The organism is Streptococcus sp. VTCC 12905 (assembly GCF_049893385.1).
Taxonomy (GTDB): domain Bacteria; phylum Bacillota; class Bacilli; order Lactobacillales; family Streptococcaceae; genus Streptococcus; species Streptococcus suis_AA.
In genome coordinates this window covers 77106-102059 of the sequence record NZ_JBMVJC010000004.1, presented here as the reverse complement: position 1 = coordinate 102059, position 24954 = coordinate 77106, and the positions used below count along the sequence as shown (strand labels likewise).

General features: G+C 39.8%; 17 protein-coding genes. All 17 read right to left on the bottom strand.

Translation table 11 applies throughout. From position 1 onward, the window contains the following. Window positions 1-200 precede the first annotated feature (200 nt). The gene (ileS, locus tag ACPC58_RS02865; protein ID WP_434065178.1) at window positions 201-2990 is read right to left on the bottom strand and encodes an isoleucine--tRNA ligase; all 2790 of its coding nucleotides are present in this window, start codon (window positions 2988-2990) and stop codon (window positions 201-203) included. A gap of 10 nt (window positions 2991-3000) precedes the next feature. Beyond that, a complete protein-coding gene (locus tag ACPC58_RS02860) occupies window positions 3001-3156 on the bottom strand; it encodes a GNAT family N-acetyltransferase (RefSeq protein ID WP_289648223.1) in 156 nt (51 codons plus the stop codon). Between the two features lie 33 nt (window positions 3157-3189). Then, entirely contained in the window at window positions 3190-3444 is a 255-nt protein-coding gene (locus ACPC58_RS02855; protein ID WP_434065176.1) for a hypothetical protein, read from the bottom strand. A 226-nt stretch (window positions 3445-3670) separates the two neighbouring features. Then, window positions 3671-4363, bottom strand: coding sequence for a DivIVA domain-containing protein (locus tag ACPC58_RS02850; RefSeq protein WP_434065175.1), 693 nt, complete (start codon window positions 4361-4363; stop codon window positions 3671-3673). 8 nt (window positions 4364-4371) lie between these two features. Further along, on the bottom strand, window positions 4372-5163 hold the full coding sequence (locus tag ACPC58_RS02845) for an RNA-binding protein (RefSeq protein WP_434065174.1): 792 nt from the start codon (window positions 5161-5163) through the stop codon (window positions 4372-4374). A gap of 2 nt (window positions 5164-5165) precedes the next feature. Next, the gene (locus tag ACPC58_RS02840; RefSeq protein ID WP_277837689.1) at window positions 5166-5429 is read right to left on the bottom strand and encodes a YggT family protein; all 264 of its coding nucleotides are present in this window, start codon (window positions 5427-5429) and stop codon (window positions 5166-5168) included. A 5-nt stretch (window positions 5430-5434) separates the two neighbouring features. Then, on the bottom strand, window positions 5435-6001 hold the full coding sequence (gene sepF / locus ACPC58_RS02835) for a cell division protein SepF (protein ID WP_434065173.1): 567 nt from the start codon (window positions 5999-6001) through the stop codon (window positions 5435-5437). A gap of 14 nt (window positions 6002-6015) precedes the next feature. After that, a complete protein-coding gene (locus ACPC58_RS02830) occupies window positions 6016-6690 on the bottom strand; it encodes a YggS family pyridoxal phosphate-dependent enzyme (RefSeq protein ID WP_434065172.1) in 675 nt (224 codons plus the stop codon). A 1-nt stretch (window position 6691) separates the two neighbouring features. Beyond that, the gene (ftsZ, locus tag ACPC58_RS02825) at window positions 6692-7927 is read right to left on the bottom strand and encodes a cell division protein FtsZ (protein ID WP_217374164.1); all 1236 of its coding nucleotides are present in this window, start codon (window positions 7925-7927) and stop codon (window positions 6692-6694) included. A 23-nt stretch (window positions 7928-7950) separates the two neighbouring features. Continuing rightward, window positions 7951-9327 (bottom strand): cell division protein FtsA, encoded by a 1377-nt coding sequence (gene ftsA / locus ACPC58_RS02820; protein ID WP_274504224.1) that lies wholly within the window; start codon window positions 9325-9327, stop codon window positions 7951-7953. A gap of 143 nt (window positions 9328-9470) precedes the next feature. After that, complete coding sequence (locus ACPC58_RS02815; protein ID WP_418126697.1) at window positions 9471-10493, bottom strand: cell division protein FtsQ/DivIB; 1023 nt, start codon at window positions 10491-10493, stop codon at window positions 9471-9473. Window positions 10494-10500: 7 nt separating this feature from the next. Continuing rightward, complete coding sequence (locus tag ACPC58_RS02810) at window positions 10501-11565, bottom strand: UDP-N-acetylglucosamine--N-acetylmuramyl-(pentapeptide) pyrophosphoryl-undecaprenol N-acetylglucosamine transferase (RefSeq protein WP_434065171.1); 1065 nt, start codon at window positions 11563-11565, stop codon at window positions 10501-10503. Between the two features lie 3 nt (window positions 11566-11568). Then, window positions 11569-12921 carry a UDP-N-acetylmuramoyl-L-alanine--D-glutamate ligase gene (gene murD, locus ACPC58_RS02805; protein ID WP_434065170.1) on the bottom strand — a complete coding sequence of 451 codons (1353 nt, stop codon included), beginning with the start codon at window positions 12919-12921 and terminating at the stop codon, window positions 11569-11571. A 178-nt stretch (window positions 12922-13099) separates the two neighbouring features. Further along, a complete protein-coding gene (locus tag ACPC58_RS02800; RefSeq protein ID WP_434065169.1) occupies window positions 13100-17560 on the bottom strand; it encodes a starch-binding protein in 4461 nt (1486 codons plus the stop codon). 271 nt (window positions 17561-17831) lie between these two features. Continuing rightward, the gene (locus tag ACPC58_RS02795; RefSeq protein ID WP_434065168.1) at window positions 17832-18698 is read right to left on the bottom strand and encodes a class C sortase; all 867 of its coding nucleotides are present in this window, start codon (window positions 18696-18698) and stop codon (window positions 17832-17834) included. Window positions 18699-18728: 30 nt separating this feature from the next. Next, window positions 18729-20330, bottom strand: coding sequence for a SpaH/EbpB family LPXTG-anchored major pilin (locus ACPC58_RS02790; protein WP_434065167.1), 1602 nt, complete (start codon window positions 20328-20330; stop codon window positions 18729-18731). Window positions 20331-20346: 16 nt separating this feature from the next. Continuing rightward, the gene (locus ACPC58_RS02785) at window positions 20347-24660 is read right to left on the bottom strand and encodes a SpaH/EbpB family LPXTG-anchored major pilin (RefSeq protein WP_434065166.1); all 4314 of its coding nucleotides are present in this window, start codon (window positions 24658-24660) and stop codon (window positions 20347-20349) included. Between the last annotated feature and the right edge of the window lie 294 nt (window positions 24661-24954).

Below are 24954 nucleotides of genomic sequence, written 5' to 3'. Positions count from 1 at the left end.
GAGTGAAAGAATGTGAGTTCTACTTTTTCGAGACGAATCTTCATCAGAATATCGTTTCTGCTTTTCTTTTCAAAGCGTCGCGATTTGGGAAGAGTCAATGGGACGATAGGTTGTGACATAAAAAATCCTCCAGTTTGTTTTTTATAACAGTATACTGGAGGAAGGAGTGATTGGATAGATACCTTGTTATGGGGCGCTTACTATGCTTCAAAACCTTGAGCTACTGCTTCCGCAAAGTTTTCTTCTACTACGCTTGCACAGTGGTCACAGATTGTTGCACCATAGCTACGCTCTACAACACTAGTATCAATGCGACGGCAACGATCACAAACTTCACCAGTTGCACGAGCAACAGTAAAGGCAAGATCATCAACTTCTACCGCTGATGCAGGAGCAACTTCGGAGGTAACTGTCAAATCAGATACAATCAAAAGTTGAGCAAGGTCAGCATTTAAGCCTTCCAAGAATGACTTGGTTTCAGCTGAGACATAGGCTGTCAAATGCGCTTCAAGTGACTTACCAATCACTTTTGCATTACGCGCTTCTTCCAAGGCTTTTTGTGCCTGAGTACGGAAGACCATAACCTTCTCCCAGTCAGCCAACAACTGCGCATCATTCGCAAAGGTTTCCACCTCTGGCATTTCCGCCAATTGTACAAATTCTTCTGGTTCGTGTTCCAAATATGACCAGATTTCTTCTGCGGTATGTGGCAAGATTGGGGTCAAGAGCTTGGTAATTTTCACCAAGATGTCATAGAAAACAGTTTGCATCTGACGGCGAGACAAAGATTTCGCACCATCAATGTAGACCACGTCCTTAGCAAAATCCAAGTAGAAGGCTGACAAGTCAAGCGTGACAAAGTTTACCACAGACTTGTAGATGGTCATGAAATCATAGCTATCGTAGGCATCACGGATTTGTGCTACCAGTTTGTTGAATTTCACCAAGAGGTATTGGTCAACTGAACGAAGCTCGTCATAAGCTACCGCATCGCTTGCTGGATTGAAATCAGAGGTATTAGCAATCAAGAAGCGGAGGGTGTTACGAATTTTCCTGTAAGTCTCAGAAACTTGTCCAAGAATTTCCATTGATACACGGACATCATTTGACGTATCAACTGAAGTCACCCACAAACGCAAAATTTCTGCACCAAATTGTTTTTCAACATCACTTGGTAAAATCGTATTACCAAGGGATTTAGACATCTTCAAGCCTTTACCATCTAGGACAAATCCTTGTGATAATACTGCTTTATATGGCGCATGACCATTGACTGCTACAGAGGTGATTAAGGAAGAGTTAAACCAGCCACGGTATTGGTCAGATCCTTCAAGATAAAGGTCTGCTGGATAGGCAAGGTTTTCACGAGCGTTCATGACACCATTCCAAGATGAACCAGAATCAAACCATACGTCCATGATATCTGTTTCTTTTGTAAATTCGCCATTTGGTGAACCTGGATGAGTAAATCCAGCTGGAAGAAGGTTTTTAGCTTCTGATTTCCACCAGATGATTGAACCATGCTCTTCAAAGAGAGCAGCAACGTGGTCCGTCACTTCCTTAGACATGATTGCTGTACCATCTTCTGCATAGAAGATAGGAAGTGGCACACCCCAAGCCCGCTGACGTGAGATGACCCAGTCACCACGGTCACGGATCATATTGTAGAGACGTGTTTTACCCCAACCTGGAATGAAGTTTGTTGCTTCGATTTGATCTAAAATTTCTTGACGGAATTTAGAAACAGAAGCAAACCACTGTGGCACTGCACGCCAGATAATTGGTTTCTTGGTCCGCCAGTCAAATGGATAAGAGTGATTAATCACTTCACTAGCAAGAAGCAAGTCTCCTAGTTTTTCTTTTACAGTTGGAACAACCTTGTCATAGAATTGCCCTTCAAAATCAGGACCAGCATTTTCCATCATCAAGCCACGTTCGTTTACAGTTACGGCCACCTCTAAATTGTATTTGATTCCGACATTATAGTCATCTTCACCAAAACCAGGAGCCGTATGGACAATACCAGTACCTGAATCTGTCGTTACATGATCACCCAAGATGACCAATTCATCCACTTCAGTATCCCATGGGTGTTCTGTGACAATATATTCAAACTCAGCACCCTTGTGTTTTGAAATCACTTCGAAGGATTCCCAACCAAATTTGGCTGCCAAACTATCAACCAAGGCTTCTGCCAATACATACTTACGGTCAGAACCTTCTGGCTGAACAAGTACATAATCAATATCTGCACCCATTGTCAATCCACGTGAAGCTGTAACAGTAAATGGTGTAGTTGTCCAAACAACGATATAGCTATCTGAATCCAGCACCCCCTTGCCATCTTTGACCTTGTTAGCATAGTAAAGGGATGTTGAATCAATGTCATGGTATTCGATTTCTGCTTCAGCAAGGGCAGATTCAGATGACCATGACCAGTAGACAGGCTTAGCACCGCGGTAGATATAGCCCTTGTCTGCCATAGCACCGAAGACACGGATTTGAGCTGCTTCGTAGTCTTTCGTCAAGGTGATGTATGGATTTTCCCAATCAGCAGAGATACCCAGACGCTTGAAGTCATCACGTTGCTTATCTACCTGACTTAAGGCATAATCACGACACATTTCAAGGTATTCAACCAAGTCCATCTCTTTCCGTTTAACACCTTGTTTTGCCAAGACTTGCTCAATTGGAAGACCATGAGTATCCCAACCTGGTACGTAAGGAGCTCGGAAACCAGACATCGATTTAGAACGGACAATGATATCTTTAGAAACCTTATTTAAGGCATGCCCAACGTGGATATTTCCGTTTGCGTAGGGAGGACCATCGTGTAGGTGGAAGGATGGTTTTCCTTCGTTCAGTTCTTGACGTCGCGCATACAAGTTTGCTTCATCCCAAGCTTTTTGCCATTCAGGTTCGCGTGTTGGCAAACCTGCGCGCATAGGAAAGGCTGTTTTACCCAAATTGAGGGTTTCTTTTAGTTTCATCATAACTCCTTTATTTAACAATTAATTCCATTTTTATTTCTTGACCATGTAAACCGACTGGCTGAAAGCCAAATTTTTCTAAGATGTACCGCATTTTATGATTACCGATCACATGATTTACGGTAACCTTATGGCACTGCTGATCATCCCTAGCTCGTTGTAACACTTGCCGAATGACCTCCTTGCCAAAGCCCTGATTTTATACTTCTTGATCAATGAGCAAGCGCCAGATATAATAACTGTTTTCCATGGGCTGATAGGACAACAAGAGAAATCCCACTGTTAGCTGTCCAGATTTAACAGCATATGGAAATAGGTCTTCACTATCTCGATACAGCCATGCCTGAGCTAATGAATATTCAACTGACGCCACTCTGCGCTGATCTTTAGGTGCCACTTCAAGATCTAGCACCTGATCAAAATTATCTTTGTTTACCAGTTCTAATCGTACCATAAAAAATAAAAAAACTCCCGCCAAATAAGGACGAAAGTTCGTGGTACCACCTTAGTTCAGATAGAGTTTCCCCTATCCCTCAAGCATTCGTAACGTGAACCGACGTCTTTCCCTACTTCTTTCAGGAAAAATCATGCAAAGGGATTATCGCAAGAAAGGGATTGTAGGGCTTCCACCGTCTCCTACTCGCTAAAAATATTTCTATTGATAGTGTCTTTGCTCTCAGTTATTTTTCATCAATTGACAAGGCAATTGTTTCATTTTCTTCAAATGCTGTTGCTTGACGTGTCAATTCTGCAATTTCTTCTTCAGAAAGTTGTAAGGTATAATCCAAGTGATTCTCTTCCACAGGTGCTTTTTCATCAAGCACTTTTACCAATACTTCTCTAAAGGCTTCATCGCTTGTTTGAATGTAAGATGCAGTTGGTCGTAAAATATCCTCCCACTCAGGTGAGTTTACCAATGACAACTGACTTTCGATTGTTGATTTCAAGCGCTGATGGAACACACGTGTTTTATTTTTCAACTCTTCTGTTTCAACCGCTACTTTTTTAGCACTATCAGTCGAAATACGAAGAATTTCATTTGCCTTATCTTTCGCTTCATGCAATAAGGTTGCCGCATCATAATCTGCTTGTTTAATGATATTTGCTGCTTGCTCCTCCGCAGCTTTTTTCACTTTTTCAGCAGTATCTTGAGCCAATAGAACGGATTTGCTTAACGATTCTTTCATTTCATCAAAATAAGCTAATCGCTCACGCAAACTCTTCAATTCCAGCTCTTGTTCGTGATTTTTACGAATTAACTCTTCATAATCACGCGTTACAATATCTAAAAAGTCATCAACTTCATTTGCATCATAACCTCGGAATTTTGTTCCGAAGGTTTTATCTTTTAATTCTAGTGATGTTAGTACCATAGTTCCTCCTAAGTTTTTACTATGTCTATCTTTAATTTTATCTTTCCTTGCTTAGAAAAACCTAAAAACTCATTTAATCGAATTCTACCGTATTTTCTCACACTAATCAATTGCCCAATTTCAACTGTCCGACTTGGTTGATCGGATTGGAGATAATCCAACTTTACATGCCCTGCTTCTATCAACTTATTCGCAGTAGAGCGTGAAAGATTAAAAGCAACCGCAACCAACTTATCCAGTCTCAAACTGGAAACAAGAACATCCTTTGAATGCCAGTCCTGTTGGTTCAATAATTGAACTGACAGCCACGAAACTTCTCGTACCTTGACAGGAACACGAGCAATTTTGGTGATAGACTGTTGAGCAATCTGTCCAAACTTTTCATCTAAAAACACCAAAAGCTGTTCTTCATTGACAATGATATCACCCAAGTATTCTCTTTTAATCCCCAATTGATTTAGAAAAGTTCCTAATACTTGAGAATGAGAAAGAGTATGAAACTTTCTTGAAAAAGATAAATCAAGAGCTGTTAACCTAAAATCCTGAGTATCTATTTCATAGTAACTTGGAGCAATAATGACTCTCGAATGTTCAGTTGGCAAGAAGTCACGACTTGACAAAGTTTGTAATTGATAGTAATCCGCAATTTTAGATACAATATCATCTTGTCGGGGATGTAGAACGTGCGTTAATCTATAGGAATATGTATCTTCAACTTGCTGACACATATCCATTATTTTCTCAACGAATTCCCTTTCTTCCTTGGCAAAATGTTGCATTATTTGTTTATCATTTTTCATGATTAAGCTAGCAAAAGCAGGATGCGAATCAGTATCCGTGTTCCAATGTTGAGTGCAATCATTGCAACCATAATTGTCCAATCCAAGCCCATGAACTGTAGATTGAGCCGTCTAAAGGGCTTTAATATAGGTGCCACAGCCCACTGAATCAAACGCCCCAATGGAGTCGCATAGAGATTGGGAAACCAGCTCAATAATGCATATGCCAATAAAAGATACGAATAGATATCTACAATTTTTAAAATAAGAAAAATCAAAAATTGCATAAAATTTACCTCTTCATATCAAAATCAAATTGAGAATCTTGATTCGCACCGACATTTGTGTTACGGAGTTCCTCAATATGCACCGTTACATTTACAGGGGTTAACAGCCACATTGTATTTGAAACTTTCTTTAAATTTCCAGAAAGAACTGATCGTGCCCCATCCAAATAATCCAAACAACGGCGTGCCTGATGTTCAGACATGTATTGGAAATCAATTAAAATACTTGCATTATCCAACAAGAGATTAACCATTTCTGGTGCATCTTCATAACGTTTTGGAAACTTAATATCAATTGTTGATTTCAAATCACCTTGTTCGCTATGAGACATTAATTCTTTCTGACGATCATGTAAGCGTTGCAACCGCGACTCTGATCCACTGTTTGCATCCCCTCGTGATTCGCCACGACTTGGTCTTTCAACAGGTCTGCTGTTCGGTTTTATTGTAGCAGCATGCATTGCTGGTCGTTTATTACCAGTAGAATTTGCTTGGTACTGTTCATCAACCTCGTTTGCATCTTCTACTTCAAAATAGTTAACTAAATTTTTAAATGTATCTTTAATTCCCATACCTACTTCATCCCCTATTCAGTAAAAAATGCAGAGCCTACACGGACAAAGGTTGCCCCATTTTGTATTGCCTGTACATAGTCACCGCTCATTCCCATACTTAATTCAGTAAATGGCATATGCGGTATGTTTCTCGCTGATAGTGTTTTCTGTATCTCATTCATTTTTGAGAAAATTTTGTTTAATTCTTCTGAATCAGCATCAAAAGGTGCCATTGTCATCAAACCAACAACTTCCACTTTCTCAAAAGGGATTAATTGAGGAATAATCTCCTCTAATTCATCAACAGAGAAGCCATGCTTACTTTGCTCACCCGAAATATTCAATTGTAAGAAGCATTTAATCGGTTTTTCTACACGTTTATTGATTTCCTCAGCTAATTTGACTGAATCCAAAGCATGAAAGTAATCGACATAATTAATCACATCTTTCACTTTTCTTCTTTGAAGTGTACCAATCAGATGCCAAGTCAATTCTTGATCAGATAAGGCATGATACTTGTCTAAAAATTTATCAACACGATTTTCACCAATATGATGAATGCCTGTTTTAATCAATTCTCTAACAATAGAGCTGTCAACATATTTTGTGACAGCTATGACATTCACTGATTGACTAGGCCGATTTGCATTTTTCTCTGCTTGTTCAACAGTAGCAAACACATCATCTCTATTTTTTTGTAGATTCATTTTAACGATTTCTGAAAAATGGCGGTGTATCTAATTCGTCCTCATCCGCATCCATTGTAAATTTTTCAACGGAAACACCAGATTGTGGTTCTGCTTCTGTAGAACGGATTAAGTTTTCACGACGTAAATCCCATTCACCAAATGCTGATGCTTTTGGTGACTCAGGTTGAGTCACACCACGGCTAGCAGATGGCGTAGGATTAGTTGGTAAATCAAAATGCTGAGTGCGACGAGGTGCTACATGCTCTGATACACGTGAACGGCTAGCACGCTCTGTTGGTTCTTGACGAACACCAGTTGCAACCACAGTTACTCGGATTTCATCTTTCATTGACTCATCGATTGATGTTCCCAACCAAATATTGACACCTTGTCCAGCCGCTTGATTTACAATCTCTGAAGCTTCTTCGGCTTCTGTCAACGTCATATCGTAACCACCAGTTACGTTGACAATGACATCTTCAGCACCATCAATTGTTGTTTCAAGAAGTGGTGAATAAATCGCTTTACGAGCTGCTTCAACAACACGATCTTCACCCGTACCGATACCAATACCCATAAGAGCATTTCCTTTGTTTTCCATCACTGTCTTCACATCAGCGAAGTCCAAGTTGATCAAACCAGGATTCGTAATCAAATCGGTAATCCCTTGTACACCTTGACGGAGTACGTTGTCAGCCTCACTCAAGGCTTCCAACAATGGAGTTTTCTTATCAACAATTTCAAGCAAGTTGTTGTTTGAAATAATCAAGAGTGTATCTACTTGTTCACGAAGACCTTCAATTCCTTCAATCGCAAAGTTGCCACGCTTGTTTCCTTCAAATCCAAATGGACGTGTTACAACCGCAACTGTTAAAGCACCCAAATTTTTTGCAATGCGTGCAATCACTGGAGCTGCGCCTGTACCAGATCCACCGCCCATACCAGCAGTGATGAAGACCATATCAGCTCCTGAAAGAACATTGGTCAAAGCTTCTTCACTCTCTTCAGCTGCTTTGCGACCAACTTCAGGCTGACCACCAGCACCCAAACCACGAGTCAATTTAGGACCCAATTGGATAACTGTTTCTGCCTTTGAGCTACTCAATGCTTGTACGTCTGTGTTGGCTGCGATAAATTCAACACCAGCCACACCTTCTTCAATCATACGGTTGATGGCGTTACCACCGCCACCGCCGACACCAATTACTTTAATGACAGCACCATGACTTGCTGCTGCTTCAAATGAAAATGCCATAGTTTTTATCACCTTTTCTATACTTATTCAAACATGCTACCAAACAAACCACGAAGACGATCTGTGAAATTGCTTCTTGTCGCTGATTGTGTTTCATCATGCTCATCTTCAAAATCATGAAGAGATCTTTCATTTTCCTCGTTGGTCTCAACAGGAATAGTCACCTCAGGTTGAATAGTTGGAACAACTCGAGGACGAGAAACAGTAAAATCAATAGGTTTTTGACGCAAATCAGCTTCACCATTTACTGCGCGCTGTGCAATCTTTTCAACTTCTTCTAAACCACCAACATATTCAACAAAACTAATCACGTTAGCAAAAGCAGGATTGCGGATACCAATTTGATTTGGAACAAAAAGTTTTGTATTAGCTCCCAATACTTCTTGGGCCAATTCTGCGATACCTGGTAAAATGGCACCGCCACCAACCAAGACAACACCGCCTGGCAAATCAAGAGCACGAGTACGTTCCAAATCCTGTCTTACTCGATCAAAAATTTGACGAAGACGGGCTGAAATAACTTCTGATAAATAACGTTCTGTTACTTCAACAGGTGTGCTTTCTCCAATCACCTCAACAGTGAATTTTTCCTTATCACTTGCATTCTGCGGATATGCAATTCCGTAGTTGAATTTAAGGTTTTCTGCAATACTTTGTGACGTTGTCAATACCTTAGAAATATCCTTAGTGATGTAGTCTCCACCTTCTTGGTAAATATTCGTATAGTGCAACTCTTGATTTCTCATAACTGCTACAGTCGTTTGACCTCCACCAAGGTCAATCACAGTTGCACCAAATTCACGTTCTCCTTCATTTAAAACAGAGCGTGTAAGAGCAAGTGGTGAAATCACAATGTTCTCAACCTGAACACCTGCACGTTCAACTGTTTTTCGTAAGTTATGAAGAATGGTACGTGGTCCAGTATAAAGCATGCCACGCATTTCCAAACGAATCCCCATCATACCACGAGGATCTTTAATCCCTTGGAAACCATCTACAACGAACTCTTCTGGAATGAAGGAAATAACTTCGCGCTCAGGTGTCATACTCTTTGTTAAAGCAGACTTCACTACATTTTCAACATCTAAATCTGTAATTTCTTGAGAATCTGTTGTGACAGGAATCATCCCTTGGGTTGGTTCAATTTGCAATAGATTTGCTGGTAAACCAACATTTACTCTATCAATACGAATTCCTGATTTTTCTTCTGCTTGTTCTAGTGCTTTTTTAATCGCACCTGCCGCTACATCAATATTTACAATAATGCCATCCTTAACGCCAGCGCTTTTTACGCTACTAACTCCGATCACATTCATTTCATTATCTGTATATTCAGCCACCAAGACTTTAACGGAGCTTGTACCAATATCTAAACCCGTAAAAAAGCCGCTTTTTACCATTCTATCCGTCCTCTCTTACTTTCAACTTTAACAAACATAATTCCAATTTTCAAAAAAAAGTGCAATTAGTCATCTTTTATTATATCATATCTTCTAGAAAAAAAGTGTCTCGAATGGCTTTTTCTAAGAAAATTTCTAGATTTTTATTGACTAGTTTTGACATATCTATAGATTCCTACTTCCATATCTATGACAGACGGTTCGACAATATCCAACACAATTTTTGAATAGTATGGCAACTTGGTATCAATTTCACTTAAAGGAACCAAAATCGTATTGCCATCTGTCATGGTCAAAGTCAATAAATCCGCTGTAACTTTGCTTGGTGTTAAAGTGATTTCTTGAATCTTGGAAGTAATTGTTTCATCCACCTTGGCCAGTTGCTCCGCAAGCGATTTGATTGATGCCTTATCTGTCAATTTTACTAAAAGATAGGTTTCAGGAAGTTGATCTGCTGGGATTGCTTCGCTAGCTATTTCTCCACTGGAAAGAATCCGATAATATTGACTGTTTTCTTCCAGATAACCTATCAACTTATACTCTTTAACGTGAATAGTAAAGGCATTTGGAAAACGATAGGCTATGGTTGCTTCAGAAATCTCAGGACTCGCTTTTTTGATGTTCTCAGCATAATTTTTTGCATTCAATGCTATCGTAACAATATAATCCTGATTCGAAATCAAACTGAGCTGTTCCACTTCTTGGGCAGTTAACCGCTCATTCCCTTGTACGGAGATGATCTTGTCCTTACTAAATGGTGTGATAAAATACAGCGAGAGCAAAAACAGAACCAAACTACCCAGCAAAACTGGGATTGCTTTTAAAAGGGCCATTCTAGGAAGTGGATCCTTTTTCTTTAAAGCCACCGGCTCTTGTTCTAATGCATCATCCATTATTTCAGTTGGTGTTTCATTCGTTTTCTTGTTTTTTTCCCAGCGTTTTAGGAAGCCATCTTTTTTCTTTTCCGGTTCATCTACAGGAACAAAAACTTCTTCATCTTGCTGATTATGTTGCTCCAAATAAGCTTGATGCCGTGCTTTCCATTGTTCAAAGAAGGCACTTTTTTCATCATCTGAGGCATCCATTGTCGGAACAGAGGACTCTAAATCAAGAGATGGCTCTGAATTCTTATTTTCTACCAACTCTTTCGGGTCTTTTTCATCCATACCTCATCTACCTTCCTATATCTTCCATTAATAAGCGATAAAAACTATCAACTGACTGTATTTCAGTAGATTGTTCCATATTTTGGATATAAAAGTCTTTGTTTTCTAGCAAAGCTTCCACCTCAGACAACAAGGTATCAACTGTAAATTGCTCCTCACTAATTTGTCGAGAGTAACCTTTTTTCTCCGCATACAGAGCATTTTCAATCTGATCTCCACGACTTGCTTGACGGCCGAGTGGAACGATGAGATGCAATTTTTTCATTGCAATCAATTCAAATAAGGTATTGGAACCACCACGTGTCACCACGACATCCGCAAAATCCATCAAGGGTTGATAAAGCTCCGTAATATAATCTACACGATAGATATGTTTATCCAGTTGGTTGAGTCGTGCATCGCCAGTCAAGTTAATAATATTGAAACCTTCTGTCAATGTCTTAGCATGCTGACTGATTAAATCATTAAATACCTTGGCTCCACCAGAACCACCAACAAATAACAAAGTCGGCAATTGTTTGTCAAAATGGCTTAGGATTTCAGGTAATTGGATTGGAGTAACCTTGTCTGTATGCTGCCCGACCTTGGTCACTGCCCCAACGTGTTTTACTTTTGTCAGTTCTGATGGTTGCTCAAAGGTACTATACATTGTCGTCGCAAACTTATAGGCAATTTTATTGGCTAGTCCCATCGACAAATCAGATTCGTGAATAAAGACCGGTACTCTTAACAAGTTTGCTGCGATTACTGGTGGTACAGAAACAAAACCACCTTTTGAAAATAGGGCTTGAGGACGAATTTTGGCAATAATCACAATGGATTGAAGAATGCCAAACCCAACCTTGAATACATCCAACACATTTTGGAAAGAGAAATAACGACGCAGTTTCCCAGTAGCGATGGAATGAAATTGGACATCTAAGCCAGAATTTTTAATTTGCTCATACTCAATCCCATTTCGATCCCCAATATAATGCACTTCCCAACCATCTTTGATGAAACGAGGGATTAAAAGGAGATTGAGCGTCACGTGTCCAACTGTTCCTCCACCTGTAAAAACAATTTTTTTCATATTTTATTTACTTAACTCCTCATAGGTTTGTAGGAATACATCGCCACGTACCTCAAAATTAGGATACATATCCCAACTTGCATTTGCAGGGCTCAAAAGGACAACATCCCCTGGTTCAGCAACTTTAAAGGCCTTACGAGTAGCATCCGCAATCTCATCAGCCGTGATATAGTCAACACCAGCTTTTTCAGCAGCCCGTTGCACACGTGGTGCTGACTGACCTAAGATAACCATCTTCTTCAAGCCTACAAGATCTGGTACTAAATCATCAAATTCATTGCCACGATCCAAACCGCCCGCAATCAATACTACCTTTTGATTATCAAATCCTGAAAGAGCTTTTTGAGTTGCTAATATATTGGTAGACTTGCTATCGTTATAGAATGACACATTGTTTATTTTACCAACAAACTGTAGGCGGTGTTTCACACCACCAAATGCAGACAAACTCTCTTGAATCGCCTGATTCGTTACTCCCAAAATCTTGGCAACTGCAATGGTAGCCAAGGCATTTTCAATATTATGAGCTCCTGGGACACCCAGCTGATCTGCGTCCATGACATATTCACCCTTGAAGTACAATTTTCCATCAGCTAAATATGCACCATCCACCTCTTCCAAGGTTGAAAATGGCACAACATTGGCTTTGGTATGTAGAGCCAATTCTTTGATTTCAGCTTGATTGACGTTCAAGACAATGAAATCCTCTTCTGTCATTTGACGTTGAATCATCCATTTCGCAGCCACATAGTCTTCAAATGTCCCATGGTAATCAATATGGCTTGCAATCAAATTTGTCAGTACTGCAATATGAGGTCTGAACGATTCTGTTCCCATTAGTTGGAAAGAAGACAACTCCATGACCAAAGTATCGTCCTTTGTTGCAGTCTGTGCCACAGATGAAGCGGGATAGCCAATATTCCCACATAATTTAGCAGGTTTGTGTCCAGCATTTAAGACTTCAGCAATCATAGTGGTTGTAGTTGTTTTTCCATTAGAGCCAGTAATGCCGACAATTGGAGCCTCTGAAATCAAATAAGCCAATTCAACCTCAGTCCACACAGGAATTCCTTTTTGCAAAGCCTTTTCAACCATCGGATTATCATAGCGAATACCTGGATTTTTCACAACAAGCGCAAAATCTTCATCCAGTAAATCCAAGGGATGACTTCCACAAATGACACGAATCCCTTCTTCTAACAATGATTGTGCCGTCGGATTTTCATCAAATGGTTTTCCATCATTCACTGTCACAATCGCACCCAATTTATCCAATAAACGAGCAGCTGATTCACCAGATTTTGCCAATCCCAAAACTAATACTTTTTTATTTTTAAACTCTTCAATCATTTTCATATACTTTACCTTTGACTTTCTAACACTCTATTTTACCTTGAAATAGCACCATTTTCAAGACATAGGGGTAGAAAGTCTATGTCAATTAGGTAACAACCCGTCACCAAATAGTAACCTTTACGAAATTTGATAAAATCAAAAAAGAGGGAGTGACCTTCCCTCTTTACATAGATGATTTTTATTTCAATCCATCTTTCGGATATTGACCATTCAATTTGAAATCAAAACCAACTGCAGATGGAAATTGTACATTGCTATTTGGTTTATTGAAAAGAATTTTCACATTCTTTTCTGCATATTCTTCTGGTAAGTCTATGAAGAAATGACCATCATTTCCTTTTATCATTGGTTTTCCAGGCCATGCCCCAAGGGGACTTTGAATCGGATTTCCATAATATGCATAGACATTGGCAGCATCCCAGCCACCAGGATTTCCAAACTGAATCCGGGTAAATCCTTCCTCTGGTAGGACAGGATAATGGTTCCCAGTCTGATCATACAAATGTCCTAACTCAATCGTAAAGCCAGCTTGATTTTGCGTAGGATATTGTACCTTAGTCTCAGGATTATTGAAAATAATTCTTCCCCCCACCAAATCAACAGACAATTCAATATAGTAGCCATACTCATCCTTGGTCATCTCTTTCCCTGGCCAAGTGCCAACAACAGGTTGACCTTTTTGGTCATAAACATAGGCATAGACCTTGTTCCATTTCTGAGGATTGCTGAAATACACACGTGTAGCGATCTTTTCCTCATCTACACTCACTTTGGTTCCAACTTCGACAACTTTTGGAGTTGGTTCCGTTACAACCACTTCCTTCACTTTTTCACGACTAGCTTCAACCCCATTTTTATAGGTCACTTTATAGGTAATCTCTTTGCTACCAGCTTTTCCTTCAGAAAGGGTATTGGTCACACCCTTGTCCACCTCAGGGTTTTCCACCGTTTTCGTTTCAAATGGAATGGATTCTGTAACAACCTCCTCTTTAACCCTAACTTCTTCTGCCGCTTTCAAACCAGTCTTAGAATAGGTTCCTTTTGCAACAAAATCAAAACCAACAGATTGAGGGTATTGGCCCCCCCTGTTATTGCTGAATAAAACTTTCACACCCAATGTGCTGTATGTTGAAGGTACATTTAGAGCATATGCACCTGATACCTCTTTTGTCATCTTAGTACCCGGCCATGCTCCAAGAAGGTGGTTGCCTTTGGCATCATACATATAGGCATAGACATCTGTCCAATTGTCTGGATTGTCGAAATAGATTGTCGTTTGAGTAATTGGCTCCTCTTTCGGCTCTTCTGGAAGCTCCACCGTTTTTTTCGTGATGGTATAGGTTTTTGTAACGGACTGGTGGTTATCCAATGATGTTGCAGCCAATGTCAATGTCACACTGCTACCTGCTGCCAAATTTTGACCAACTGTAATGGTTTGTCCGTTGCTGAATGTGACAGCAGGACCATTTCCCAGCTTGTAAGAAGCCGTCTTCGCATTGGCCACTTCCAATGTCAATGTTGCAGTATTGGAGATGTCAATTGTATCCATAGATTGATCTTTCACTCCAAGAACAACAGGTTTCACTGGCGCTTCCTTTACCGTCACTTGACAAGTCGCCACATGTGAACCATCCACTGTTGTAACAGTTATTTCCGTTTTTCCAGCCTTGATTGCTTTTACAAGACCATCCGGTGACACAGTCGCAATATCTGACTGACTAGAAGTCCATAACAATCGTTTATTGGTCGCACCACTTGGTGTAACTGTTGCTGTTAATTGTTCCGATTGATCAATATCAAGCTCTAAACTTGCTTGATTCAAGGTTACGCCCTCTACCGCCTTCACGTCAGCAGACTCATAGGTTGACCATAAAGATGAACCGAAATCATAGAGAGTCTTTGCCACATCAATTGTCAAATCTTTGGTTTGTTGGCTACCGTTATTAAAAATAATTTTGTCGTAATTAGTCTCAGGAGACAATTCAATACTATAGATTCCATCTCCTAAAGCAACCATGGATTCACCTGGCCAAGCTGCATTTTTCGGAATTGGATTGCTGGTTGAATCCCATGCATAGGCATTTACTATCGCCCAATTAGCCGTATTTTTGAAGTAAATGGTTGTTGCATTCGTATTCTTCTCAACGGTTACTTCACATTGAGCCTTATGATTGCCATACCGACTTGTCACCGTAATCGTTGCTGTACCAGGTTTCAGAGCAGTCACTTTTCCAGACTCATCCACCTTCGCCACTGTTGGATCCGAACTTTCCCAAACTACCTCCGGATAAGTGGTATTTTCTGGTTCAACCTTAGCCTGTAATTGTTCCGATTCCTTGGTCAATAGAGTCAGACTCTTCTTATTTAATGTGATAGAAGTCAGCTTGATAATGTCTGGATTTTCTTCAACCGTCACTTGAATCGTTTTTTCAATGCCATTTGTGGTTTTTACAGTTACTGTCGTTTTCCCTACAGATACACCGGTAATTTCACCATTTGAAACCGTTGCAATATCTGGATTTTTTGAAGTCCATTTTACAATAGGAGAAGCTCCTACAGGACTTACTTTAGCCGTTACTTTTGTAGAAGTTGTTTCCTTGATGGTAACGGATGACGTGCTCACTTCCAAGTTTGTAGGTTCTACAACTGAAATTTGGCCATTATCAATCGGTGCAACTGCGCCACCATCAGTCAAATATTGACCATTTGGAATGACACGGCCTGGTGCAGGTGTCTTGCTTGTATTTAACACATAGACCTTCATGTTTCCTTTACCAGAAACTTGAGCTGTTAATGTGCCATTTGACACCACTTTTGTATCGCCTGTAACAGCATCTACATAGGTACCATTTGGGATTCCTGAGAAGGTTGCATTGCCTGAAATAGCCACCAAGGCAAAACTATCTGTCTTATCATCTGTATACCGTCTCTTGAAAGCCATATTTCCTGAGATACCATCAGTAGAATATTGCCCTTTTCTAAGAGCAGGAATAGCTTGGCGGAGACGATTGAGGCGAATGATATGTTGAGAAAGAGGAGCCTGTAAAGTCTCAGCAACTTTTCCACTCAGATTTCCAAACTCTGTAAAGTCAGTCGTATCGACATTTCCTTCAAGGTAATCCCCGTAATAAGCACGACCTGTTGCACTCAAAGGCGCATTCGGCCCAACATCTATTGGTTTTCCAGCTTGAAACTCTACTTCACTACCATAGTAAAGCGTCGGAATCCCACGGAATGAAAACATCAATGAGAGATTTTCTGCCCAAGCATCTGTACCACCATTGTAACGTACTGTTTGAGAATTATCTGGTCCATAATCGTGTGAATCCACGTAAACCACATTCCAGGTCGCATCGTTGAAATAAGGATCCTGTGATTTTGCCGTATTGAAGGCTTGGTTGGCATTGTTAAAGGACCAGTGCATTTGGAAATCAATCGCACCGAGATCTGATTTTTGAGAATAATCTGTTGCATGGTAATCATTGCCATTCAAAAACGCATTGGAAGAAGTCGGTTGATTCCCTGTATTCATATGATCAAGATAGTGAGACTCGACTAACTTTTCATTGGTCGCCAAATCGGTATCGCTCCATCTTGCCTTATAACTTGCATCCGTATCCCAAGTGTAGAAAGAGGTTGAAATCGGCGGAGCATCACGGTACCAGACATCGTGTCCTTTTGTACAAATCTCCCCGAACATATAAAAATCATTGTTCCCGTTCGCTTCAGCTGCCCCTTGTAACTGAGGAAGGAAGGTGGTATTTAAGGTCAAACGAGATAAATGCTTCACCGTATCAACACGAAAGCCATCCACACCCATATTGATGTATTTCTTATAGGCATCAATGAGGTAATTGTAGACCAGCGGATTTTCCGTTTCCAAATCAAAACAGTCATCCGCAATCGTTTTCCGCTGAGCTTCATAGTTATCCCAGTCACCACCTCCCGCAAACCCATTATGGTGGTAAATATTCAGAGGATCTCCTGTACCATTCATAACTACCTTGTTGCGAGTTGGATAATCATTGCTAGAAATTTGGGTTTTCAGACTTTCTCCACCCAGTTCGTTCAGGCCTTCTTCACCAAAATTGGAAGTATGGTTGAAAACTACGTCCTGAATAATTTTCATCCCCTTGGCATGCACGGCATCAATCAGAGTTTGATAATCAACTCCATTGGATTCGTACCGATAGTCCACCGCGTTAAAATTAGAAGCATGGTAACCATGATAGTCATAGCCAGAATTGTTTTGGACAACAGGAGTAATCCAAATAGCCGTGAATCCCAATGCTTTAATGTAGTCTAACTGTTCAATTAAGCCGGCAAAGTCACCACGCCAGGATGGATCACTTTCAGGATTATTGGCCTTCTTGTCTTCAGACGTGCGAGCATTATTGTTTGAGTCACCATCATAAAAACGAGTTGTAATCAAAAAATAGATGGTTTCATCCCGAAAATCCGTCCGTGAATTGGCATAGAGAATCCCACGATCTTTCGCTGACAAAATACCTGTATTTTGAGTATTTGCAGAGACTGTCTGTGAATACAGGGGAAGCATGTTTGGAACGATAATACTCGCCCCAAGCACCATTGACATGGTTAGCCTTGTTACTTTACTTGCAAACTGTTTCTTTTTCATTCGTCACCTTTTTAAACATTCTTTTATCTCCAACAATTAGGAAGCACTTTACAGTCTTCCCAAAACCAAATGAAATTGTGCAACCGTTTTCATTCGAACTCAAAAAATAAAGTGGACCGATTTGTCATTATCGGAAAAGCCACTTTATTTTATGGGATTTTCTTAGAATAAATTAAGTATACCGAGGACAAGCAATCGAAATGAATTCCTATCTCAAAGTGAAGTCATCATCCATTCTCGTCATAAAAAAATTTGAGTCCGCCGTCTTGGGCTATGAACGTGTAGGAGAAGATTTACCGCTTCTTCTAAATTTTCTAAATATGACTATGAGGATAAAGAACAATACTAATCCTAGTATCACTATCGGCATCAAGGTGTAGTAGTCAACTTTTGCTTCCTTCACTTCACTTTCCATTAATTCTGGAACATAAGGAACCCGGTGACCACGAACGAGCAGGCGATGACTGTTAATCATATAAGGTGTACAGGTGACAAGGGTAATGTAATCCTTCCCTTTCTCAATCTGCAAACTACTAACATCTGTCGGCTCTACCACTTTGATATCGTCCACTTGGTAGGCATGTATCTCAGCTTCCCCAAGCTCGATATAAAAGCGATCTCCCTTTTCCAAATCTGGTAAATCTGTAAAGAGTTTTGCCTCCGTCAGACCACGGTGACCAGAAATCACCGAGTGAGTAGACTCACCTCCTATGGGAAATGATGTCCCCTCTAGATAAGCAGCTCCCTTTGCAAGGAAAGCTTCTGTCGTCTGGTCAAAAATAGGCAAGCGCACCGCTATCTTAGGAATAGAAATTACTCCGATGATATGATCTTCGTAGATAACCTTTGTCTGCTCAATTTCTTTGGCTTCTTCCGAAAATGGATCAAAGCCTGGAGAGATATTTTGATAGGCAAACTGCCTATTCATCTCCTCCATTTTTTCAAGTTGTTGTTGGTACTCTTCTTTACTTTTTTGATTGGCTTCTGCCTGATAATGACGAATCAACTGTTGATTGATCAGGTCATTTAAAGAGTTCCGAACAAATGGGTAGGAGAGAACGCCTAGACCAGCAACCAAAATCAATACCATGATTGTATCAATTATTTTTCGCTTGACGTTTTTTCTGGTGCGAGCCATGTTCTCACCTCCCTTTTCATTTAATTATTATTAGGCATCTTTACGACGAGATGTAAAGTAAACACCTGCAAGACCAACCATAGCAGCACCAAGAGCTACAAAGAGGATGATACCTGCACCACCAGTTGAAGGAAGGAAACCTTTAGGAGTGTTAGCAACGTTATGTGGAGTTGTAGTTTTATTCTTATATGACTCAAATGCAACAGTGAACGGAATACGTTTAGACAATCTCACATAGCCTGTTGGTGCTTTCGTTTCTTCAAGATAGTAAGTACCATAAGTCAAACCTTTGATGTCAACGATACCGTCAGCTTCAGTTGAGAATTTAGTTGCATCCGCATCAGAAGTAACCCATGAAATTTCTTTCTTGTCATCAATCTTCAAGAATTTTGCAGTAGGAGCATCTTCATCACGTACAACGAAGGTTGCGCCTTTAAGTGGTTCGTTTGTGCTAACGTCAGTCTTGATGAAACGGTAACCACCAGTGTACACTTCTTTTTCGTTACCTGGTGTTGTCACAACGTCACTGAAATCACCAAAATTACGACCATATTCAACAGTTACTTGGTTGACATTTGCTTCGTCTATTTTTGCACCAGCATTCAATTTCATTGTGTAAGTGAATTCAAGAGTTTTACCGCCTAGTAGTTTTTGTTTAGCAAGTTCGTTAATACCTGCTTGAGTCAATTTCACTTTGAAGGTGTCTTGACCTTGACCAACTTCGATAGTATAGTGAGCAGGTGCGTTCTCTTTAGATTCAATAAGAGTAGAAACAGTTTCTTTTGCTTCATTTGTAACTCTCAATTCATACCCAGCTGGATTAAATGTCAATGTTGTGTCATGTGTATCGATTAAACCAAAAGTGTTGTAGTATCGTGTTTCGCCATTAACTTCTGTAATGCCAATATTAGCAGGGATTTTTGTTGATAATTTGAATTTAATTTCCTCACCAACATTAACATTATAGTTGATATGTTCATCAGGTTCAGCACCATCTGTATTTGGTTCTATGATTTCTTTTACTGGAATGATTGTTTCGGTTGTGTTTTTTGGATACAAGTGAATAGTTGGCAACTCTGTGCCAGTGTATGTTCCATCACCATTTAATTGATATACTGGGAAGCTAAGTACTAAGTTATCTGCAGCCCCAGTAATACCAGTTTTAGGTTGTTCTACAAAGACGTAGACTGCATCTTTACCACCAGATTTTTTAGGTAACGTAAATGTTGCAGCTCCGCCATTTTTTGTTACTTGTGGTTCACCTACAAGAGTAGCGCCTGGAACTGTTGGAGCATGACCCGCAGTTCCTTGAACATGCTCACGAGCTAAATCATCAGCTTTTTTAGCATCTGTTGTTGTGTAAACTTCGTAGTACTTAGCGTGGTATGCTTCAGTCACATCATAGACATTATATGTGATACCATCTAGGAATTTTACACCTTGCAAATTCAACTCAATACCAGTATTCGTGATTCTATCTTTAGTGGTATCGTTTTTATAGTCTTTAACTTTATGAATTGTTACGTTTGCAGTTGCAGGCGGTTCTTCAGCCGATACGACTGGGGTAAACAAATTGCTAAAGATACCGACAAAAAGTGTCGCTAGTAAAGCAAAAACTTTAATCTTCTTCATTTTTATTCTCCTTAAATTAGTTATCTTTTCTTCTCCTAATCATCACAAGTGATGAAGCCATTATCAACAATCCCACAAATGCGGTTGATGTTGCAACGGTACCCGTTTCTGGCAATCGAATTTTCGGTTTTTTGACGTTTAATATCGATAAGACCGGACCTTGGGAATAAGTTGAAACCCCAACAGTAAATGCAGTTGGTTTGTCTTGTAAGACATAACCAGAAGGTGCTCGTATCTCACTGACAAGATACTCGCCATATCTCAATCCTCTTATCTCAAAATAGCCATCATCATCCGAAGTTAAACGAACAACCCCAGATGCATTTGTAGCTACCTTTTCGAATTGATACTTTCCTTCCTTGTAGGTGAGGACCGTATCGTCAGTAGGATTTTTGATAACAAAAGTTGCCTTGGCTAAGGGATTTTGTTTCCCCTCAGCTGCACGTTTGATGAATCGAAAACCTCCTGTTTGGACATTTTCTCTATCGACCAACGGGGTCAAATCTCCTGGATAAAGGGTTGCCTTATTGACCAAATCTTGGTCAATTGCAGCCTCATCCTTAATAACCAATTGATAGGTTACTTCAAGTTTTTTCCCACTAAAGTCTGCCAATTTGGCTACATCAAACACTACTCTAAATTGATTTTCTGACAGACTTACAGCTTTGATACTATCTGACTGTTTTTCTCCGTCAATAAAAATCTCCAAACTTTCAGAAATAAATCGCAAGCCCTGATCGTAGATATCTTCTATCTCATAGGACGATAAATTCGTCATGTCTTGCGGAATGATTGTTGATAAGCGATAGGGAATCGGCTTACCAATGCTATAACTAGACTGTTTCTCGTCAATTGTTTTATCAAAAGTAAATATTCCATGTGACTTTGGAAACAAAGATATGAGTGACTTTTCATTACCACTTTCATCCAATATAGGTAGAACAACCACCATATTTTCCATCTTCGTCACTGCTACAGGTGTAACCAATTCCCGTATGAGATAAACCGTGGGGCGCTGTTGACTGGTTTTCGAAACCGTGAAGCGAACTAAACCAGATCGATCCGTAGTTGCTACAGCAAGCGATTGTCCATCAATCTTGTTGCTTTTACTCACTGCCTCCTGCGCCTCTTTCAGACTTAATTTCTGACGATTGACGAGTTCATAGAAGCTCTTGGTCACATCCACAACCTCAAGTTTAGCACCAGCAACTGGTACTCCAGACTTGTACTGCCTATCACTCGGCTGATAAACCAGACGATTTACTTCAAGTTGTACCTGCTCCTGTTCCTGAGCAGACACTACTTGCGTGCCCCCTGCCAAACCAGCCAGACCAGATGTCGCTACCAGAAGGATGATCAACCATTTGAAGATACGTTTTCTCGCTATGAAAAATAGCAGAGCTACGATGGTCATCGTCAAGCCAATACCAACATAGCCTAAAATACCATTTCCACCGGTTGTTGGTAGGATTGATTCCCGCCGCTTATTGTAGATTGTCAAATGTCCTGAGTATTTGTCATCAGCATTTCTCGTAAAATTAAATGGACTTGCATCGGTTTCAGTTCCAGCCTTCGTATAGGTGACGGCCGTGTCTGTGAAACCATCGGTTTTGGAAGTCTTGATGGTAAAGTAACCCTTTAATTGAATGAAACCATCTACTGGACTTTCAACTAGATAATAGGTCTTATCTGCTTGAATCTGTTCCTTATTCAAAACAATTTTTCCGTCAGCATCTGTTGTTACGGTAGCTTTCGGAGTCAGAGTTGAAAAGTCAGTCCCACCTGCACTATCATATAGTTTAAATTCCACACCTTTTAGCGGTTTTTGGAAGGTAGACGATAACTTTTCAAGCGTTAATTCAAAATCACGAGGGGGATTTATCACACTTGTAGTATTAAAGATATAGTTATTTGTGCCTGGGTCTATTTTTTCTTTTAAAGTACTATCATATACCACCTTAAATCCATCTTGGTTTGGATAATATGTTTGTGAAATTTGATACCCGTCAGGCGCTTTAACTTCCTTCCAACGATAATAGGTATCAGCCTTTAAATTTGAAATGGTGATTTTACCATCTTCACCTGTGGTTTTGTTATCACCTACTGCCTTCCATACTGAACCGTCATATTGTTCCAAGGAAAAGACTGCTCCAGGCAATGCCGCATTGGTGTCGCTCGCTTTTTTCTCTAGACTCACTTGATAGAGTCGTGAGTTGGTTTGAGTTGCTTGATACAGATACTTATTATGTACTGGTGTACTAAAGGAACCTTCCAACGTACCAGAAGAATCATATCCCGCAGGTACTGAAACCTCTTTCCATCTGAGAACTGCACCATTTTCAATATAGCCGATACGAATATATCCATCTTTTTTAGCCTCTTCCACTATTTTGCCATTTCTTACAAAATAGGATATGCCCGTTTCAAATTGTTTTGCTTCGCTTTCATTCTTTGTCCACTCAAAATCAGAATTATCTGATTTAGCTTTCAGGTATGACGTTACGCCATTCAGCACTTTAGAAATTGTGAACTTGACGCCATTCAACGGATCACCAGTGTCCTTATCTTTCTTGTAGAGTTCTATTTGGCTGAGTTTGGTATTTATTGCTGTGTATTGAAAAGCATTTTCTTTTTGCGACTCAGAATAATTAACTACAACGCCAGTCTCACTTGGGTAATATTCATTATTTTTCTGATAACCTTCTGGAGCCTCAATTTCAACCCACCGATAGGTTCCTTTAAGTAACTGTGTAGCAGTTACTTTTCCATAAGTAGGTGATGTTTCCTCTAAATCAGTAATGACTCCTATTAGACCATTATCAACACCTGTTAAGACGTAGTCCTGAGTTTCTGATCCGACTGCCTTTTGGAATACGACTGATTGCCAAGTCCCTCCGTTTAGAACTTGAAGTTGGAATTTAGCTTTTTTGACAAGATTACCGTCTTGATCCACTTTCCGAATCCCTGATTTATAATATGGAGCAGGCAATTGCAACATCTGAACAGCTTGGTTGTTCTGATAATAACCAGTTGAACCTGAGAATCCCCAATACACTGTATTATTTATATCAGGAACATCAAATACTTTTTTAACATCGATATCCACTATTTTATCAATGGTACTAGTTCCATCATTTGATGTATCATATATCGAACGAACATTACGATTCCCATTGTGACCTTGTCGGTAAATTTTGTAGGTCAATTTTCCTGTCGTCGAAGTGGTAGGCTCCCACTTCACTTCTAAACGGTGCCACTTATTGTCAGCTAATTTCGTTTTGGGTGGATTTGATGTCGAAACTTGCCAACCATTTTGGGAATCTAGTCTTTCAATATCACCGTCTTTTTCAATACCACCGTCCCATCCGACAGCCAACATGGTATTATGCTTAATCATATAGTTATATTCATAAACGGATTTACTAAATTTTTTATATCTTGGTGGTGTTACTGTGGTCACGTCTTCATTTGCACGGTTGTATTGTATATCGTTAAGATAGTTTATCGCTATGTGCCCATAATTGGTATTCGGTGCCCCTTGTCTAACAGATTTACCATCTTCTATTAGAAGACCCCCCGATTCTATATAATGCCAGAGATCCGTATCTGTAAACTGTTTACCATTCAAATTTTTTTCATCATTATAAAATGTATCGAATTCTAATGCGATACCATTGGTAACACCCTTGGTCATATAGGCCATGTTGTTGTATTCTGAAAGGGTATTGGCACTGAAATTATTTCCGTATACCCCTAAACCATTTCCAAGCGCACCGTAAGCATTTATACCAGTATTTGTCGTACTTCCTGACTCACTAGCAACAGGTTGCTTTTTGTCGTTATGCATGGTAAATGTAATTCCATCAGCACCAGCTCGATTTCCATCTGCATTCCTTTCTGCTTGTCCACGAATCCCTAAATAGACATAAGATACCATTTGAAATGGCTCAGCGAGGTTAATCTTATTGGACTCTTTGCTCCACATTACCCCAGCTTGCCACGGTGCATCACGAGTGATGACTGCGACAGAGCTATCAACATTTGTAACATAACCTTTCAAATAGCGTATTGAATCTAACTCATATTTTCTATTTTGATCCTGTACTGACAATCCGCCGTAATCCAACTTTGGATAGTTAAACATTGAACTTAGGTCTACGATATTATTCACAGCAGGTGGTGGGGGCAAGTCCGTTTTAACACCGTTAGTACCACCCGTTGGCCACTCAGTAAGACCATTATTCGGTAGCGCAAACACCTCCAAAGGACTACTCCCAAGAGCTACAAGAAGAATCATCAGCCCTGTCACTAATTTCCTTATTAATTTCAAAAGTCAGTTTCTCCTTTTCATGAAAAAAAGCAAGTTAGTATCCAATTGACATCATTCTGCACACAACATGCAAACGTTTGCTTTATTGTATCATATCAAAAATAAAAAAAAACAAGCTCCTAAAATATTATGTTTTTTCATAAATATGGTTTTTACCTACATGTTTTCTTGGTGTTTTTCATTTATTTGCATTTATTTTCAAAATATATTGTTACCGGTAACAATTTTGCAAATTAGCCATTTTTCGTGTCATTATTGACAAACAATATTATGTATACGTTTGCATAAAATTTG

Bases quoted from the DNA above. Each gene is read 5' to 3' on its own strand.
- ileS (WP_434065178.1), bottom strand. From the start codon at position 2,990: ATGAAACTAAAAGAAACCCTCAATTTGGGTAAAACAGCCTTTCCTATG.
- ACPC58_RS02855 (WP_434065176.1), bottom strand. From the start codon at position 3,444: ATGGTACGATTAGAACTGGTAAACAAAGATAATTTTGATCAGGTGCTA.
- ACPC58_RS02850 (WP_434065175.1), bottom strand. From the start codon at position 4,363: ATGGTACTAACATCACTAGAATTAAAAGATAAAACCTTCGGAACAAAA.
- ACPC58_RS02845 (WP_434065174.1), bottom strand. From the start codon at position 5,163: ATGAAAAATGATAAACAAATAATGCAACATTTTGCCAAGGAAGAAAGG.
- ACPC58_RS02840 (WP_277837689.1), bottom strand. From the start codon at position 5,429: ATGCAATTTTTGATTTTTCTTATTTTAAAAATTGTAGATATCTATTCG.
- sepF (WP_434065173.1), bottom strand. From the start codon at position 6,001: ATGGGAATTAAAGATACATTTAAAAATTTAGTTAACTATTTTGAAGTA.
- ACPC58_RS02830 (WP_434065172.1), bottom strand. From the start codon at position 6,690: ATGAATCTACAAAAAAATAGAGATGATGTGTTTGCTACTGTTGAACAA.
- ftsZ (WP_217374164.1), bottom strand. From the start codon at position 7,927: ATGGCATTTTCATTTGAAGCAGCAGCAAGTCATGGTGCTGTCATTAAA.
- ftsA (WP_274504224.1), bottom strand. From the start codon at position 9,327: ATGGTAAAAAGCGGCTTTTTTACGGGTTTAGATATTGGTACAAGCTCC.
- ACPC58_RS02815 (WP_418126697.1), bottom strand. From the start codon at position 10,493: ATGGATGAAAAAGACCCGAAAGAGTTGGTAGAAAATAAGAATTCAGAG.
- ACPC58_RS02810 (WP_434065171.1), bottom strand. From the start codon at position 11,565: ATGAAAAAAATTGTTTTTACAGGTGGAGGAACAGTTGGACACGTGACG.
- murD (WP_434065170.1), bottom strand. From the start codon at position 12,921: ATGAAAATGATTGAAGAGTTTAAAAATAAAAAAGTATTAGTTTTGGGA.
- ACPC58_RS02800 (WP_434065169.1), bottom strand. From the start codon at position 17,560: ATGAAAAAGAAACAGTTTGCAAGTAAAGTAACAAGGCTAACCATGTCA.
- ACPC58_RS02795 (WP_434065168.1), bottom strand. From the start codon at position 18,698: ATGGCTCGCACCAGAAAAAACGTCAAGCGAAAAATAATTGATACAATC.
- ACPC58_RS02790 (WP_434065167.1), bottom strand. From the start codon at position 20,330: ATGAAGAAGATTAAAGTTTTTGCTTTACTAGCGACACTTTTTGTCGGT.